At 70.3% G+C, this 17,224-nt stretch carries 12 protein-coding genes; all 12 read left to right on the top strand.

Annotated elements, in window-relative coordinates:
* Window positions 1–236 precede the first annotated feature (236 nt).
* The 12 genes from ACTWP8_RS11915 (at window position 237) to ACTWP8_RS11860 (ending at window position 17,219) form a co-directional block, all read left to right on the top strand.
* Complete coding sequence (locus tag ACTWP8_RS11915) at window positions 237–2,876, top strand: valine--tRNA ligase (protein WP_443322111.1); 2,640 nt, start codon at window positions 237–239, stop codon at window positions 2,874–2,876.
* Window positions 2,877–2,966: 90 nt separating this feature from the next.
* Complete coding sequence (gene folC / locus ACTWP8_RS11910; protein WP_443322110.1) at window positions 2,967–4,514, top strand: bifunctional tetrahydrofolate synthase/dihydrofolate synthase; 1,548 nt, start codon at window positions 2,967–2,969, stop codon at window positions 4,512–4,514.
* 1 nt (window position 4,515) lies between these two features.
* On the top strand, window positions 4,516–4,872 hold the full coding sequence (locus tag ACTWP8_RS11905) for a DUF4233 domain-containing protein (RefSeq protein WP_443322109.1): 357 nt from the start codon (window positions 4,516–4,518) through the stop codon (window positions 4,870–4,872).
* 82 nt (window positions 4,873–4,954) lie between these two features.
* Window positions 4,955–5,368, top strand: coding sequence for a nucleoside-diphosphate kinase (ndk, locus tag ACTWP8_RS11900; protein WP_443322108.1), 414 nt, complete (start codon window positions 4,955–4,957; stop codon window positions 5,366–5,368).
* A 306-nt stretch (window positions 5,369–5,674) separates the two neighbouring features.
* Window positions 5,675–6,694 carry a rod shape-determining protein gene (locus ACTWP8_RS11895; RefSeq protein ID WP_443314868.1) on the top strand — a complete coding sequence of 340 codons (1,020 nt, stop codon included), beginning with the start codon at window positions 5,675–5,677 and terminating at the stop codon, window positions 6,692–6,694.
* 186 nt (window positions 6,695–6,880) lie between these two features.
* A complete protein-coding gene (gene mreC / locus ACTWP8_RS11890) occupies window positions 6,881–7,891 on the top strand; it encodes a rod shape-determining protein MreC (protein ID WP_443322107.1) in 1,011 nt (336 codons plus the stop codon).
* A gap of 3 nt (window positions 7,892–7,894) precedes the next feature.
* Window positions 7,895–8,596 (top strand): rod shape-determining protein MreD, encoded by a 702-nt coding sequence (gene mreD, locus ACTWP8_RS11885; protein ID WP_443322106.1) that lies wholly within the window; start codon window positions 7,895–7,897, stop codon window positions 8,594–8,596.
* Window positions 8,593–10,776, top strand: coding sequence for a penicillin-binding protein 2 (mrdA, locus tag ACTWP8_RS11880; RefSeq protein WP_443322105.1), 2,184 nt, complete (start codon window positions 8,593–8,595; stop codon window positions 10,774–10,776). Before mreD ends, mrdA begins: the two co-directional genes overlap by 4 nt.
* Window positions 10,776–11,978, top strand: coding sequence for a rod shape-determining protein RodA (gene rodA, locus ACTWP8_RS11875; RefSeq protein ID WP_443322104.1), 1,203 nt, complete (start codon window positions 10,776–10,778; stop codon window positions 11,976–11,978). The genes mrdA and rodA overlap by 1 nt, the downstream gene beginning before the upstream one ends.
* 220 nt (window positions 11,979–12,198) lie before the next feature.
* Window positions 12,199–13,812 (top strand): CYTH and CHAD domain-containing protein, encoded by a 1,614-nt coding sequence (locus tag ACTWP8_RS11870; protein ID WP_443322103.1) that lies wholly within the window; start codon window positions 12,199–12,201, stop codon window positions 13,810–13,812.
* Between the two features lie 151 nt (window positions 13,813–13,963).
* Window positions 13,964–15,889 (top strand): TIGR03960 family B12-binding radical SAM protein, encoded by a 1,926-nt coding sequence (locus ACTWP8_RS11865; RefSeq protein ID WP_443322102.1) that lies wholly within the window; start codon window positions 13,964–13,966, stop codon window positions 15,887–15,889.
* A 97-nt stretch (window positions 15,890–15,986) separates the two neighbouring features.
* Window positions 15,987–17,219 (top strand): hypothetical protein, encoded by a 1,233-nt coding sequence (locus ACTWP8_RS11860; RefSeq protein WP_443322101.1) that lies wholly within the window; start codon window positions 15,987–15,989, stop codon window positions 17,217–17,219.
* Window positions 17,220–17,224: the final 5 nt, after the last annotated feature.

Genomic DNA, 17,224 nt, shown 5'->3' with positions numbered 1-17,224 from the left:
CCCTCGTTGACAAGACAGTTGGGCACATCCTTCCGGACGTCTTATGCGGTCTTTAACCCGGGGGAGCAACAGGTTGGAAACTGTTGTCGGACAGGTGCGGGCCCACCGGATCAAATGGGACGCGCTGTCGCGCACCGACGGTGTTCGACCGCCCTCAGGCTGCCCGGGAAGCGGCTCGGGAAGCGGCCCGGGAAGCGGTTCGTAAGCGCCCCGGCGCGGCCCTTACACTGGCCGTCGTGACCGACAACACCCAGCGCCCCCAGGACGGGGCCAACAGCGCGCGCCCAGCAGACCTGCCGACCCAGTACGCACCGGCCGAGGCAGAGGGGCAGCTGTACGAGCGCTGGGTAGAGCGCGGCTACTTCGAGGCGGACGCGAAGAGCGACAAAGAGCCGTACACGATCGTCATCCCGCCGCCCAACGTCACCGGCTCGCTCCACCTCGGCCACGCCTTCGAGCACACGCTGATCGACGCCCTCACCCGCCGCAAGCGGATGCAGGGTTACGAGACGCTGTGGCAGCCCGGCATGGACCACGCCGGTATCGCGACGCAGAACGTCGTGGAGCGGGAGCTGGCCAAGGAGGGCAAGTCGCGCCACGACCTCGGCCGCGAGGCGTTCGTCGAGCGGGTGTGGAAGTGGAAGGCCGAGTCCGGCGGCCAGATCTCCGGCCAGATGAAGCGCCTCGGCGACGGCGTCGCCTGGTCCCGCGAGCGCTTCACCATGGACGAGGGGCTGTCCCAGGCCGTCCAGACCATCTTCAAGCGGCTCTACGACGACGAGCTGATCTACCGCGCCGAGCGCATCATCAACTGGTGTCCGCGCTGCCTGACCGCCATTTCCGACATCGAGGTGGAGTACCAGGACGACGAGGGCGAGCTGGTCTCGATCCGCTACGGCGACGGCGACACAGCGATCGTCGTCGCGACGACGCGCGCCGAGACGATGCTCGGTGACACGGCCGTCGCCGTCCACCCCGACGACGAGCGCTACCGGCACCTCGTCGGCACCGAGATCGAACTGCCGCTGACCGGCCGCCGTATCCCGGTGGTCGCGGACGAGCACGTCGACCCGGAGTTCGGCACCGGCGCCGTCAAGGTCACGCCCGCCCACGACCCGAACGACTTCGAGATCGGGCAGCGGCACGACCTGCCCTCGCTCACGGTCATGGACGAGCACGCGGTCATCACGGCGCACGGCCCCTTCCAGGGCCTGGACCGGCTCGAGGCCCGGTCGGCGATCGTCGCCGCGCTCCGCGCCGACGGCCGTATCGTCGCCGAGAAGCGCCCGTACACCCACTCCGTCGGCCACTGCTCGCGCTGCAAGACCACGATCGAGCCGCGTCTTTCGATGCAGTGGTGGGTCAGGGTCGGCCCGCTGGCGAAGGCGGCGGGCGACGCGGTCCGCGACGGCCGGGTCACCATCCACCCCAAGGAGATGGAGTCCCGCTACTTCGGCTGGGTCGACAACCTCCACGACTGGTGCATCTCGCGCCAGCTGTGGTGGGGCCACCGCATCCCGGTCTGGTACGGGCCGGAGGGCGAGGTCGTCTGCGTCGGTCCCGACGAGGAGCCGCCGAGCGAGGAGGGCTGGCACCAGGACAGCGATGTGCTGGACACCTGGTTCTCGTCCGGCCTGTGGCCGTTCTCCACGCTCGGCTGGCCGCAGCGGACCGAGAGCCTCGAGAAGTTCTATCCGAACTCGGTCATGGTCACGGGCTACGACATCCTCTTCTTCTGGGTCGCCCGGATGATGATGTTCGGGCTCTACGCGATGGACGGCGCCCCGCCGTTCCACACCATCGCCCTGCACGGCATGGTCCGTGACCAGTTCGGCAAGAAGATGTCGAAGTCCTTCGGCAACGCGGTCAACCCGCTGGACTGGATGGACAAGTACGGCTCCGACGCCGTCCGTTTCACCCTGGCCCGCGGCGCCAACCCGGGTGTCGACGTCCCGATCGGCGAGGACTGGGTCCAGGCGTCCCGGAACTTCGCCAACAAGATCTGGAACGCGACGCGCTTCGCGCTGATGAACGGCGCGACGGTCGAGGGCGAACTCCCGGCCGCCGCGGAGCTGCGGGCCGAGGACCGCTGGATCCTGTCCCGGCTGAACAGCGTCATCGCCGAGGTCGACGCGTACTACGAGGACTACCAGTTCTCCAAGCTCAGCGAGGCCCTGTTCCACTTCGCCTGGGACGAGGTCTTCGACTGGTACGTCGAGCTGTCCAAGACCACCTTCGCCAAGGGCGGCCCGGCCGCCGACGCGTCCCGGCGCGTTCTGGGCGAGGTCCTGGACGTGACGCTGCGGCTGCTGCACCCCGTCGTCCCGTTCGTCACCGAGGCGCTGTGGACCACGCTGACCGGCCAGGAGTCGGTCGTGGTCGCCGACTGGCCGCGCGACAGCGGGTTTCGCGATCGGGAGGCCGAGCGGGAGATCGAGACCGTCCGGCAGGTCGTCACCGAGGTCCGCCGGTTCCGCGCCGACCAGGGCCTGCAGCCCGGCCAGAAGGTCCCGGCCCGGCTGGATCTGGCCGGCAGCCCGGCGCTCGCGGACCACGAGGACGCGATCCGGCAGCTGCTGCGCCTCCAGCCGGAGGGCGAGGGCTTCACGGCGACGGCCACCCTGCCGGTGGCCGGGGCGACGGTCGCCCTCGACCTCTCGGGCGCGATCGACGTGGAGGCCGAGCGGAAGCGGCTGGCGAAGGACCTGGCGGCGGCCGAGAAGGAGCTGTCGCAGACGACGGCGAAGCTGGGCAACGAGGCGTTCCTGGCGAAGGCCCCGGACCAGGTCGTGGACAAGATCCGCAAGCGCCAGGAGACCGCGAAGTCCGACATCGAGCGCATCTCCGCCCAGCTGGCGGCCCTGCCCCCGGGCTGAGTCCCCGGCGTTCCGCAGCACGCTGAAGGCCCCGCGCACTGCGCGGGGCCTTCGTCATGGACGCCACCACCGCGTCCGTAGACTGGGGGCGTGAGTGAGCGCCCCGAGAACGACGGCCCCGAAGGCCCCGACGGCCGGAACGACCGCGGCCCCGACCCCCTCGCCCAGTTCGACGAAATCGTCGAGGAGGAGACCAGCCGCGACCCCGATCTCGCGGTGATCGAGGCCGGCAGCCGGACCCTGCGTACGCAGGCCGGGCCGCCGCAGGGCGACGTCATCCCGGCCAGGCCCGCCGACCCCGAGGTGGACAAGGCGCTGCGCGAGGTCGAGGCCGAGCTGGCGGGCCGCTGGGGCGAGACCAGGCTCGAACCGTCCACGGTCCGGATCGAGGCCCTGATGGACGTCCTCGGCCAGCCGCAGCGCGCGTATCCCGCCATCCACGTCACGGGCACCAACGGCAAGACCAGCACCGCCCGGATGATCGAGGCCCTGCTGGCCACGTTCGAGCTGCGCACCGGCCGCTACACCAGCCCGCACGTCCAGTCCGTCACCGAGCGGATCAGCCTCGACGGCGGGCCGGTCTCCGCCGAGCGGTTCATCGAGACGTACCGCGACATCCAGCCGTACGTGGAGATGGTCGACGCCTCCCAGGAGCACCGGCTGTCGTTCTTCGAGGTGCTGACGGGCATGGCGTACGCGGCGTTCGCCGATGCGCCGGTCGACGTCGCGGTCGTCGAGGTCGGCATGGGCGGCACCTGGGACGCGACGAACGTGATCGACGGCCAGGTGGCCGTGGTCACCCCGATCGCGCTGGACCACACCGACCGGCTCGGCGATACGCCCGGGACCATCGCCGGCGAGAAGGCGGGCATCGTCAAGCAGGGCGCGACCGTCGTCCTCGCCCAGCAGCCGGTCGACGCGGCGCAGGTGATGCTCAAGCGGGCGGCCGAGATGGACGCCACCGTGGCCCGCGAGGGCATGGAGTTCGGGGTGGTCAGCCGGGAGGTCGCGGTCGGCGGGCAGCTGCTGACGCTGCGCGGCCTGGGCGGCGAGTACCCGGGCGTCTTCCTGCCGCTGCACGGCGCGCACATGGCGCACAACGCGGTGGTGGCGCTGGCCGCCGTCGAGGCCTTCTTCGGCGTCGGCTCGCAGCACGCCCGCACGCTCGACCTCGAGACCGTACGCGCGGCGTTCGCGTCGGTCTTCTCGCCGGGCCGCCTGGAGGTCGTACGGCGCAGCCCGACGGTGATCCTCGACGCGGCGCACAATCCGAGCGGGGCGCAGGCGGCGGCCGCGGCGGTCGGCGAGGCGTTCGGCTTCAGCCGGCTGGTCGGGGTGGTCGGCACGAGTGGCGACAAGGATGTGAAGGGCTTCCTGGAGGCCTTCGAGCCGATCTTCGCCGAGGTCGTGGTGACCCGGAACTCCACTCACCGGGCGATGGACGTGGACGAGCTCGCGGCGATCGCCGTCGAGGTGTTCGGCGAGGAGCGGGTGCAGGTGGAGCCGCGGCTCGACGACGCCCTGGAGGCGGCGATCACGCTCGCCGAGGAGGAGAGCGAGTTCGCCGGCGGGGGCGTGCTGGTGACCGGCTCCGTGATCACGGTCGGCGAGGCCCGGCTGCTGCTCGGGAGGGCCTGAGATGCGAACCCTGTGCGCTTCCACGCTGATCGGCGAGTTCTTCGTGATCGGCTTCGCGGGTCTGGTCGCCATGCAGACGGCCGGTCTGCCCGCGACCACCGTCTGGGCGGTCAGCGGCACCGCCATGGTGCTGAGCGTCCTGCTGTGCGGCATGCTGTCCCGGCCGGGGGCCGTGCAGACCGGCTGGGCGCTGCAGATCGGGCTGATCGCCAGCGGTTTCGTCGTCCCGGTGATGTTCTTCCTCGGCGCGGTCTTCGCGGCCCTGTGGTGGGCCTCGGTCCACTTCGGCCGGAAGGTCGACGAGGCGAAGGCCCGGTTCGCGGCCCAGGCCGCGGCCCAAGGATCCGACGCTGCGTGACGGTGCCGCCGTTCGCCCATGTAGCCTCTTCGCACCCGCACATTGCCGCCCCCGTCGGCGTATCTCCAAAGGAGCCCGCACCGTGAGCCAGCGCACGCTCGTCCTGCTCAAGCCCGACGCCGTACGACGCGGCCTGATCGGCGAGATCGTCGGCCGTATCGAGAAGAAGGCCGGCTGGAAGATCAGTGCCCTGGAGATGCGCCACCTGGACCGCTCGCTGCTGGAGCAGCACTACGCCGAGCACGTCGGGAAGCCGTTCTACGAGCCGCTGGTGGAGTTCATGGCCTCGGGCCCGGTCGTGGCCCTGGTCGTCGAGGGTGAGCGGGTCGTCGAGGGCCTGCGGGGCCTGGCCGGTCCGACCGACCCGATCGCGGCCGCGCCCGGCAGCATTCGCGGCGATTTCGGCACGATCGTTCGCGAGAACCTGATCCACGCCTCGGACTCGGAGGAGTCCGCCGAGCGTGAGCTGAAGCTGTTTTTTCCCACGGTTGGCTGAAGGCTGCATTTTCCCGTTTTTCCCTTGACGGCTCGTCAGTCGTTTCCGCCTTGTGACCTGGGGCGACCTCAATTATTCGTTCGAACCCTGGCATATGCTCGGCGAAACGGGGAACCTGTCACTCCGACACGACGTCACCAATACGGGGGTAGGCGCGTGTTCTGCTGACAATGGCGGAGTAGCCCTCGCGGCGCGTTCGATCCGGCGTGACTACGATGGACTCCACGCCCTTACAGCGCTCACCTCGCCGACCTACACACACTCGCTCCAGCTGGGAAGGCCAGACGTATCCTCATGGGGAACAATATGTCGTTCATCGGCCGTGACATGGCTGTCGACCTCGGCACCGCCAACACGCTGGTGTACGTCAGGGGTCGTGGGATCGTCCTCAACGAGCCATCCGTCGTCGCCATCAATACGAACACCGGCGGCATCCTGGCGGTCGGCGCGGAAGCGAAGAAGATGATCGGCCGCACCCCCGGCAACATCGTCGCGGTCCGACCTCTCAAGGACGGCGTCATCGCCGACTTCGAGATCACCGAGCGGATGCTCCGCTATTTCATCCTGAAGATCCATAAGCGCCGCTATCTCGCCCGCCCCCGGGTCGTCGTGTGCGTCCCCTCCGGTATCACGGGCGTCGAGCGCCGCGCTGTCATCGAGGCGTCCACCCAGGCGGGCGCCCGCCAGGTGCACATCATCGAGGAGCCGATGGCGGCCGCGATCGGCTCCGGCCTCCCGGTCCACGAGGCCACGGGCAACATGGTCGTGGACATCGGCGGCGGCACCACCGAGGTCGCCGTGATCTCGCTCGGAGGAATCGTCACGGCACAGTCGATCCGGGTCGCCGGCGACGAGCTGGACAACGCGATCATCCAGCACATCAAGAAGGAGTACAGCCTCCTCCTTGGCGAGCGGACCGCCGAGAGCATCAAGATCACCATTGGCTCGGCCTACGACAACGAGGACGACGAGCACACCGAGATCCGCGGCCGCGACCTCGTCAGCGGCCTGCCGAAGACCGTCGTCATCTCCACCGGCGAGGTCCGCAAGGCCATGGAGGAGCCGCTCAACGCGATCGTCGACGCGGTCAAGACGACCCTCGACAAGTGCCCGCCGGAGCTCTCCGGCGACGTGATGGACCGCGGCATCGTGCTCACCGGCGGCGGTGCGCTGCTGCGCGGCCTCGACGAGCGGCTGCGCAGCGAGACCGGCATGCCGATCCATATCGCCGAGGACCCCCTGGACTCCGTCGCGCTCGGTTCCGGCAAGTGTGTCGAGGAGTTCGAGGCGCTCCAGCAGGTGCTGGACGCCCAGCCCCGCAGATGACGGAGCGGAACATGAACCCCACGCGCAGAGCTGTCGCGCGTGGGGCCTCCCCACCGTAGGTCAGGGAGCGGATCGTTCGCACATCGGAACATCCGGCACGACAACTGCCTGACGATTCCCGGACTTTTCCGGGACAATTCCCGAGCAGGACACCCGCATCCGACGAGGAAGGCACGGCCGCCGCACGTGAGGGACACACGAGAGAGCCGGTTGCTCCTGGTGCTGCTGATCGCCATCGCGTTCGCCCTGATCACGGTGGACATCCGCGGTGGCGAGAACTCCCCGCTCGACAGCGCCCGGCGGGCAGCCGCGTCGGCCTTCGGTCCCGTCGAGAACGGTGTCGCCTCCGCCGTGGACCCCATCGGCAACGCCATCGGGGCGGTGCGCGACTCCGACGCGCGGCACAACCGGATCGCCGACCTGGAGCGCGAGAACGCCGCTCTCAAGGCCAGGCTCGGCAGCGACGACCGTACCCGGGGCAGGGCCGCCGAGCTCGACAAGATGCTCAAGACCGCGGGCGCGGGCCGCTACGGCATCAAGGGCGCCGAGGTCATCGCCATAGGAGCCGCCCAGGGCTTCTCCTGGACCGTCACCATCGACGCGGGCAGCGACGACGGCATCGCCCGCGACATGACCGTGCTCAACGGCGACGGCCTCGTCGGCCGCGTCACCACCGTCTCCCCGTCGACCTCGACCGTCCTGCTCGCCAACGACCCGGACTTCACGGTCGGCACGCGCATGGAGAAGACCGCGGAACTGGGCTTCGCCACCGGCCAGGGCGACCGGCCGCTGCGCCTCCAGCTCCTCAACAGCAAGGCCAAGGTGCGGAAGGGCGACCGGCTCGTCACCTTCGGCTCGCGCGCCGACCGGCCGTTCGTACCCGGCGTACCGGTCGGCGAGGTCATCCGCGTCGACCCCCTGGGCAACGACCTCACCCGCACCCTCCAGGTCCGCCCGTTCGTCGGCTTCACCAAGCTGGACATCGTCGGGATCGTCGTCCAGCCGCCGCGCAAGGACCCGCGCGACACGGTGCTGCCGCCGCCCGCCAAGCCCAAGCCGACGCCCACGGTCACCGTCACCGCCACCCCCTCCGCCGGAGGATCGGCCGACCCTTCGGGCTCGGCGAGCCCGTCGGCGGCCGGCGCCACCCCCGCCGGCGGCGGGGCCACGCCCGCGCCGAGCCCGACCAGGAGCTGACCCATGCGCTTCAACCGGATGCTGCTCGCCACCACGCTCGTGGTCGTCGCGCTCGTCGTACAGGTGACGATCCTCGCCCGGCTGCAGCTGCCGGGCGCGGTGCCCGACCTGATGCTCCTCGTTGTGCTGGCCCTCGCCCTCGTGTACGGGCACACCGGCGGCTGCCTCGTCGGCTTCGGCGCGGGACTGCTCGCCGACCTCGCGCCACCCGCCGACCACGCGGTAGGCCGCTACGCGCTCGTGCTCTGCGTCATCGGCTATCTCGCGGGCCTCGCCAAGCCCGACAGCGGCCAGGTCCGCTCGGCCACCGGACCCTTGCTGGTCGTCGTCGGCGCCGCCATCGGCACCACCTTGTTGTACGCGGTGGTGGGCGCCCTCGTCGGCGACACGGCCGCCCGCCACGTCGGCGTCACCAGCCTGATCTTCACCGCCGCGCTCTACGACCTGCTGCTGGCGCCCTTCGTGGTGCCGGGGATCATGTGGCTGGCCCGGAGAGCCGAGAACGATCCGATGACGGAGGCGTCGGGCGGCACCGCCGGACCCGACCACGCGCTGCGGAGTTTCGCGACGGCCGACAGCCTGCTGGGCACCCGTACGAGCCGCGCCGGTCTGCTCGGCCGGTCGTACCGGACCAAGTCAAGAGCCGGACGCCTCAAGGCCGGACGCCTCAAGGCGGGACGCATCAAGGGGGTCAAGCGCCTATGAGCAATATCCCGCCGACAGGCCGTACCCCGCGGGTCACCATCCGGCTGATCGCCATCCAGATCCTGGTGTTCTCGCTGCTGTTCACGCTCGGCGGCCGGCTCTGGTATCTCCAGGTCCGCAACGGCGAGGAATACGCGCATGAGGCCCGGACCAACCACGTCCAGCAGGTCGTCCAGCCCGCCGTCCGCGGCTCCATCCTCGACGCCCGCGGCGTGGCGCTCGCCGACAACGAGACCCGCCTCGTCGTCTCCGCCAGCCGCACCGACCTCCTCAAGATGAAGGACGACGGCAAGGCCGTGCTCACCAAGCTCGCCGACGTCCTCGACATGACGCCCAAGGAGGTCCAGCAGAAGGTCAGGCTCTGCGACTCCAAGACCCCGCAGCCCTGCTGGAACGGCTCCCCCTACCAGCCCATCCCGATCACCGACGAGGCCACCACCCAGCAGGCGCTGCAAATCCGGGAGCGCGCGGAGGACTTCCCCGGCATCACCGCCGAGCCCACCGCCGTACGCCGCTACCCCTCGCCGCTGAAGGCCAACACCGCCCAGGTCCTGGGCTATCTCTCGCCGGTCACCGACGAGGAGATCCAGAAGGCCAAGGACACCGACTCCCCGTTCCTGCGCTCGGACCAGATCGGCCGCTCGGGGCTGGAGCGGACCTACGACAAGTACCTGCGCGGCAAGGCCGGCGTCACCCGCTACGAAGTGGACAACCTCGGACGCGTCATCGGCCAGACCCAGAGCGACAAGGGCAGGGCCGGTTCCAGCGTCGTCACCAGCATCGACGCCCGCGTGCAGGCCATGGCGGAGCAGGAGCTGGACAAGGCGATGAAGGAGGCGCGCAAGCAGATGGACCGCAACACCGGCCGCCCGTACGAGGCGGACGCGGGCGCGGTCGTGGTCATGGAGGCGAAGACCGGGCGCGTGGTGGCGATGGCCTCCAATCCCGACTACGACCCGAACGCCTGGGTCGGCGGCATCGACGCCAAGGATTACAAGCGGCTGACCAGCAAGGCGTCCAACTACCCGCTGCTCAACCGGGCCATCCAGGGCCAGGCCGCGCCCGGCTCGATCTTCAAGGTCATCTCCACCGCCGCCTCGCTCAACGCGGGCTACGACTTCAACGGCGGCTACCCCTGCACCAGCTCGTACAGCATCGGCGGCCAGACCTTCAAGAACTTCGAGTCGCAGAGCCACGGCTCGATCAGCCTCGGCCGGGCGCTCGAGGTCTCCTGCGACACCGTCTTCTACGCGCTGGCGCACAAGCAGTGGCAGAAGGACGGCGGGCTCAAGCCGAAGAAGAATGCCAAGGACTGGTTCTACAAGACGGCCCACCAGTTCGGCCTCGGCGCCGAGACCGGCATCGACCTGCCCAACGAGGTCAAGGGCCGGGTTCCCGACCGCCAGTGGAAGAAGGACTTCTGGAAGGCCAACAAGGACGGCTGGTGCAAGCAGGCCAAGAAGGGCGGCAAGGACAAGAAGGACTTCGACACCATCTTCGCGCGTGAGAGCTGCCTCGAGGGCTTCAAGCTGCACGCCTACGACGCGATCAACTACTCGATCGGCCAGGGCGACACCCTTGTCACCCCGATCCAGATGGCGACGATCTACTCCGCGGTCAGCAACGGCGGCACGCTCTACGACCCGACCGTCGGCAAGGCCATCGTCAGCCCCGACGGCAGGCACGTCCAGGAGATCGAGCCCAAGTCCCACGGCAAGCTGCCGGTGACGAAGACGAACCTGAAGAAGATGGACAACGCGTTCGCAGGCGTCGCCACCCGCGGCACCGCGGCCTGGCGGTTCGGCGGCTGGCCCCAGAACAAGATCAAGATGCACGCCAAGACCGGTACGGCCGAGGTCTACGGCAAGCAGACCACCTCCTGGTTCGCCACCTACACCAAGGACTACGCGATCGTGATGACGATCTCGCAGGGCGGCACCGGCTCCGGCGCCTCCGGTCCCGCGGTGCGCAACATCTACAACGCGCTCTACGGAGTCGACGAGAAGGGCGGCATCGACAAGAAGCGCGCCCTGCTCCCCGAGCCGCAGAAGGACCTGCCGAAGATCGAGAGCGACGGCACGATCGAGTCCAAGCCGGCCAAGCCGTACCAGCCCCCGAAGCCGTCGGACTCCGCGTCCCCCGTCGAGCTGGCGGCCGCCCTGCAGAGGCGGAGGGGCTAGTGGCCGGACTCCACACCAGCTTCTCCATCAGCCGCTACCGGCCCGACCTCGGCCTCTGGGGCAAGCTCACCGCGCGCGACTCCCTGATCCGGCGCCTCGACTGGATGATGCTCGGCTCCGCCCTGCTGCTGAACGCGGTCGGCACGCTGCTCGTCTGGTCGGCGACCCGCAACCGCACCGAGATCAACCAGGGCGACCCGTACTACTTCCTCTTCCGGCACGTGCTGAACACCGGCATCGGGCTCGCGCTGATGATCGGCACGCTCTGGCTCGGCCACCGCACGCTGCGCGGCGCCGTGCCCGTGCTGTACGGCTTCTCCATCCTGCTCACCGCCGCCGTCCTCACCCCGCTCGGCTCGACCATCAACGGCTCGCACGCCTGGATTCAGGTCGGCGGCGGATTCTCCCTGCAGCCCTCGGAGTTCGCCAAGATCACGATCATCCTGGGGATGGCGATGCTGCTGTCGGCCCAGGTGGACGCGGGCGACCGGGTGTACCCCGACCACCGTACGGTCGTCCAGGCGCTCGCCCTGGCCGCGCTGCCCATCGGGATCATCATGCTGATGCCGGACCTCGGCTCGGTGATGGTGATCGTCGTGATGGTGCTGGGCATCCTGCTCGCCTCGGGCGCGTCCAACCGCTGGGTGATCGGCCTCGTCGCCACCGGCGCGGCAGGCGCCGTCGCCGTCTGGCAGCTCGGCCTCCTCGACGAGTACCAGCTCAACCGCTTCGCGGCCTTTGCCAACCCCGAACTCGACCCGGCGGGCGTCGGCTACAACACCAACCAGGCGCGGATCGCGATCGGTTCCGGCGGCCTCACCGGCACGGGCCTCTTCAACGGCCACCAGACCACAGGGCAGTTCGTGCCCGAGCAGCAGACCGACTTCATCTTCACGGTCGCGGGCGAGGAGCTGGGCTTCCTCGGCGCGGGCCTGATCATCCTGCTGCTGGGCATCGTGCTGTGGCGCGCCTGCCGCATCGCCCGGGACACGACCGAGCTGTACGGCACGGTGGTGGCGGCCGGGATCATCGCCTGGTTCGCCTTTCAGTCCTTCGAGAACATCGGCATGACGCTCGGCATCATGCCGGTCGCGGGCCTCCCGCTGCCCTTTATGTCGTACGGCGGCACATCGATGTTCGCTGGCTGGATCGCCGTCGGACTGCTTCAGTCGATCAAGGTGCAGCGGCCGGTGTCTGCCTAGGGCCGGGGCCTTGTCCGGCGGACCTTTCCTCACCCCAAAGACTCCCGTAACCAGGGCTTTCGCCCCTGGAGCCAGGAGTCTGGGGCGGAGCCCCCCACGCGGCGGAGCCGCATATCGTCCGCAGCCGGGAAGGGGCGGGTCGGGGGATTGCCCGCCACAGGCGCGGGGGTGACGCTCCGCAGTGCTCCCGTTCGCCAGGCGGCCCCGGTAGATTCACTCTATGGCGGACCAGGTACGCGAGATCGAGCGCAAGTACGAGGCCACCCAGGACGGGCTGCCCGACCTTGCCGCCGTTCCCGGGGTGGCGGCCGTGGTCGACAAGGGCGTGACCAGCCTTGACGCCACCTATTACGACACCGAGGCCGAACGGCTCGCCGCGGACGGCATCACGCTGCGCCGCCGTACGGGCGGGGACGACGCGGGCTGGCATCTGAAACTGCCCGTCGACGAGGACGTACGCGAGGAGATCCGCGTCCCGCTGTCCGAGCAACTGCCGCAGGAGCTGGCCGGGCTCGTACGGTCCCGGGTCAGGACCGCCCCGCTCGTACCGATCGTCCGGCTGCGCTCCGAGCGTGACCTGCGGCATCTCGTCGACTCCGACGGGAAGGTGCTCGCGCAGGTCAGCGTGGACGAGGTCGCCGCGGAACGGCTGACCGGCGGCGACGGGACCGCCCACTGGACCGAGATCGAGGTCGAGCTCGGCGAGGCCGCGGAGCCGGGCCTCCTCGACGCGGTCGAACGGACGTTGACGGAGGCCGGCATACGGCGGGCGGCCGGGCCCTCGAAGCTCGCTCGGGCGCTCGATGAGACGAGGCCCGGCGCCGAGCCCGCGCAGCCGGAGAAGGCCGGGAAGGCCGAAAAAGCCGGGAAGGCCGGGAAGGCCGGGAAGGCCGGGAAGCGGGCCAAGCCTGGGAAGCCGGAGAAGGCCGCCAAGCGCGGCAAGGCAACGCCCACCGCCGGCGACCACCTCCTGCGGTACCTGCGCGCGCAGATCACCGCCATCGTCGAGCTCGACCCCGCCGTGCGCCGCGACCAGCCCGACTCCGTACACCGTATGCGCGTCGCCACCCGCCGCCTGCGCAGCGCCTTCAAGTCCTTCCGCGAAGTCCTCGACCGGAGCGTGACCGACCCGATCGGCGACGAGCTGAAGTGGCTCGCGGCCGAGCTGGGCGTGGACCGCGACCGCGAGGTGCTGACCGCCCGGCTCTACGAGCGGCTGGACGAGCTGCCACGCCCCCTTCTCGTAGGGCCCGTGCGCAGCAGGCTCCGCACCTGGTCCAACGCCAGGCGCCGCGGTTCGCGCCGCCATGTCATCGGCGTTCTCGACAGCACGCGCTACACCGGCCTCCTCGACACCCTCGACGCCCTGCTCGCCGACCCGCCGCTGCGCCCCGCCGCCGGACGCCCTGCGCTCGACGTCATCCCCGGCTCCGTCCTCGCCGACTTCGACCGCCTCGCGAAGTGCGTGGACTCCGCGCTCGCGGCCCCGCGCGGGCACGACCGGGACGTCGCCATGCACGAGGCACGCAAGGCCGCCAAGCGCACCCGCTACTCAGCCGAGGCCGCGCAGCCCGCGATCGGCAAGCCGGCGAAGCGGCTCGTCCAGCACATGAAGGCGCTCCAGGACGCCCTCGGCGACCACCAGGACAGCGTGGTCGCCCGCGAGGCACTCCGCGACCTCGCAGACCAGGCGCACGAGGCCGGGGAGAGCGCCTTCACCTTCGGGTTGCTGTACGGCCACGAGGAGGCTCGCGCGGCCGCCCGTGAGGACGAGCTGCCCCAGGCGTGGCAGGAGGCCTCCCGTAAGGGACTGCTGGCAGCGCTGCGGCGCTGAAGGCGCGGGGCTGACCGTGGCCGCGAATCGCGCGGCTGCTGCGGGGGCCGATGCGTGCGCCGATATGCGGACCGATCCGGCGGCCCCGGGCACACCCGGCGCGCACGGTACGCTGGATGGTCACCCTTGCCCGCTCACGAGAGACACAGTGATGCCTGTCGAGTCGGTCTTCCCACGCCTGGAAGCGCTTCTCCCGCATGTCCAGAAGCCGATCCAGTACGTCGGCGGAGAGCTCAACTCCACCGTCAAGGACTGGGACGCCTGCGATGTGCGCTGGGCGCTCATGTACCCGGACGCGTACGAGGTCGGACTGCCCAACCAGGGCGTCATGATCCTCTACGAGGTGCTCAACGAGCGCGAGGGCGTCCTCGCCGAGCGGACGTACAGCGTCTGGCCGGACCTCGAGGAGCTGATGCGCGAGCACCGGGTCCCGCAGTTCACGGTGGACTCGCACCGCCCGGTCAGCGCTTTCGACGTGCTCGGCGTCTCCTTCTCCACCGAGCTGGGCTACACCAACCTCCTCACCGCCCTCGACCTCTCCGGCATCCCGATGGAGGCCAGGGACCGCACCGAGGACCACCCGCTGGTCATGGCGGGCGGACACGCGGCCTTCAACCCCGAGCCGATCGCGGACTTCATCGACTGCGCGGTCATCGGCGACGGCGAGCAGGCGGTCCTGGAGATCACCGAGATCATCCGGGCGTGGAAGGCCGAGGGCCTCCCGGGCGGCCGTGACGAGCTGCTGTTCCGCCTCGCGAAGACCGGCAGCGTGTACGTGCCGAAGTTCTACGACGTGGAGTACCTGTCCGACGGCCGGATCTCCCGCGTCGTACCGAACCGCTCCGGCGTCCCGTGGCGCGTGTCCAAGCACACCGTCATGGACCTCGACGAGTGGCCGTACCCGAAGCAGCCGCTGGTTCCGCTGGCCGAGACCGTCCATGAGCGGATGTCCGTGGAGATCTTCCGCGGCTGCACCCGCGGCTGCCGTTTCTGCCAGGCGGGCATGATCACCCGCCCGGTGCGCGAGCGGTCGATCACCGGCATCGGCGACATGGTCGACAAGGGCCTGAAGAACACGGGCTTCGAGGAGGTCGGCCTCCTCTCCCTCTCCTCCGCGGACCACAGCGAGATCGGCGACATCGCCAAGGGCCTCGCCGACCGCTACGAGAAGGACAAGATCGGCCTCTCGCTGCCATCGACCCGGGTCGATGCCTTCAACATCGACCTGGCCAACGAGCTGACCCGCAACGGCCGCCGGTCCGGCCTCACTTTCGCCCCCGAGGGCGGCTCCGAGCGCATCCGCAAGGTCATCAACAAGATGGTCTCGGAGGAGGACCTGATCCGGACCGTCGCCACGGCGTACGGCAACGGCTGGCGGCAGGTGAAGCTCTACTTCATGTGCGGCCTGCCCACCGAGACCGACGACGACGTGCTGCAGATCGCCGACATGGCGACGAAGGTCATCGCCAAGGGCCGTGAGGTGTCGGGCAAGAACGACATCCGCTGCACGGTGTCGATCGGCGGGTTCGTGCCCAAGCCGCACACCCCCTTCCAGTGGGCGCCGCAGCTGTCCGCCGAGGACACCGACGCGCGCCTGGAGAAGCTGCGCGACAAGATCCGCGGCGACAAGAAGTACGGCCGCTCGATCGGCTTCCGCTACCACGACGGCAAGCCCGGCATCGTCGAGGGCCTGCTCTCGCGCGGCGACCGGCGGGTCGGGGCGGTCATCCGGGCCGTGTACGAGGACGGGGGACGCTTCGACGGCTGGCGCGAGCACTTCTCGTACGACCGGTGGATGGCGTGCGCCGGGAAGACGCTGCCGGAGTTCGGCGTGGACGTCGACTGGTACACGACCCGCGAGCGGGCCTACGAGGAGGTCCTGCCCTGGGACCACCTGGACTCCGGTCTCGACAAGGACTGGCTCTGGGAGGACTGGCAGGATTCGCTCGACGAGACCGAGGTCGAGGACTGCCGCTGGACCCCGTGCTTCGACTGCGGCGTCTGCCCGCAGATGGACACGCAGATCCAGATCGGCCCGACGGGCAAGAAGCTGCTGCCCCTGACGGTCGTCAACTAGCAGGCAGCGGCGCGAGATCAGTTCGTCACCGCGGCCCCGCAACCGCGCGGGGCCGCGGTGACGTATTGCCAGGTGGGACCCAACGGGGGAGGGCCGCATGGAGCAGGTGTCACAGGTGCCGAAGATCTCACTGGTCAAGGAGCGCGGGCCCGCCGCGCCGGAGCGGCTGCCCGGCGGGCTGCCCGACCACCCGGCGCCCGCGGACGGCTGCGTGGCCGTCGCCGTCCGCATCCCCGTACGGATCGTGGTCCTGCTCGTCGTCGTGCCCGTACGGATGGTGTGGGACGCGCTCGTCGTCTGCGGCAAGGCGCTGGAGCGTACGGTGCTGCGGCCGCTCGGCCGGGCGCTGGGATGGCTGTGGCGGACCCTGGTGGTCATCCCCGCAACCGCGGTGGGCCGGGCGCTGGCGTGGCTGTGGCGCACCGTGGTCGTCGTCCCGTGCACCGCCGTGGGGCGGGCCCTGGCATGGCTCGGCCGGACCTTGATCGTCACGCCGCTCTCCTGGCTCTGGCGGAGGGTGGTGGCCCCGGCGGCCCGTGGCCTGGGCATCGCCCTGGTCTGGCTGGCCAAGGCGCTCTTCGTCTGGCCGTGGGCCGCCCTCTACCGGTACGTCCTCGCGCCCGCAGGCCGGGCCCTCGCCACGGCCGCCGCATGGCTGGCCCGGCACCTCGTGGCGATTCCCGCCATCGCGCTGTACGCCCATGTGCTCAGGCCCGTCGGCCGCGCCCTCGTCCGGCTCGGCCGCGCCCTCCGGGCGGGCGCGGCCGCAACCGCGCGCGGCATCGGCACCGCCCTCGCCTGGCTGGGCCGCACCCTGATCGTGATCCCCGCCGTCGCCCTCCACCGCTACGTCCTCACCCCCGCCGGCCACGGCCTGCTGTGGCTCGGCCGGGTCCTCGTCGTCGTCCCGCTCGTCGCCGTCTGGCGGTGGGTCCTCAAACCGTTCGGGCATGCCGCTGCCGTGGTCTGCCGTGAGATCGGCGATGCGCTCGGCCACGCGTGGCGGGTCGCGGGGTACGTCTCCCGCGCCGTAGGGCGCTTCTTCGCAACGATCTTCCGGTGGATCTTTGTCGAGCCGGTCCGCTGGGCGTACCGCACACTCCTCACGCCCGTCGGACATGTCGTACGCGACCACTTCTGGCGCCCGGCGGCCCGTGCCGTACGGGACGCGGGCCGCGGGGCGCGGCAGGCCCTGGCGTCCGCGCGCGCGTCCGCACGGCAGACACGGGCCGAAGTCCGCCGTCTGCTCTTCGGGGCGCCCCGCCGGGAACCCACCGCGCCGGAGACACGTACTCTAGGTAGCAGTACGACCGCTCTGACGAAGGACTGAACGAC

This window comes from Streptomyces sp. 7N604 (genome assembly GCF_052245475.1).
Classification (GTDB): Bacteria; Actinomycetota; Actinomycetes; order Streptomycetales; family Streptomycetaceae; genus Streptomyces.
The sequence above is the reverse complement of the archived record's forward strand: the minus strand, read 5'-3'. Positions and strand labels throughout refer to the sequence as shown.

Bases quoted from the DNA above. Each gene is read 5' to 3' on its own strand.
- ACTWP8_RS11905 (WP_443322109.1), top strand. From the start codon at position 4,516: ATGCGAACCCTGTGCGCTTCCACGCTGATCGGCGAGTTCTTCGTGATC.
- ACTWP8_RS11895 (WP_443314868.1), top strand. From the start codon at position 5,675: ATGTCGTTCATCGGCCGTGACATGGCTGTCGACCTCGGCACCGCCAAC.
- mreD (WP_443322106.1), top strand. From the start codon at position 7,895: ATGCGCTTCAACCGGATGCTGCTCGCCACCACGCTCGTGGTCGTCGCG.
- mrdA (WP_443322105.1), top strand. From the start codon at position 8,593: ATGAGCAATATCCCGCCGACAGGCCGTACCCCGCGGGTCACCATCCGG.
- ACTWP8_RS11870 (WP_443322103.1), top strand. From the start codon at position 12,199: ATGGCGGACCAGGTACGCGAGATCGAGCGCAAGTACGAGGCCACCCAG.
- ACTWP8_RS11865 (WP_443322102.1), top strand. From the start codon at position 13,964: ATGCCTGTCGAGTCGGTCTTCCCACGCCTGGAAGCGCTTCTCCCGCAT.
- ACTWP8_RS11860 (WP_443322101.1), top strand. From the start codon at position 15,987: ATGGAGCAGGTGTCACAGGTGCCGAAGATCTCACTGGTCAAGGAGCGC.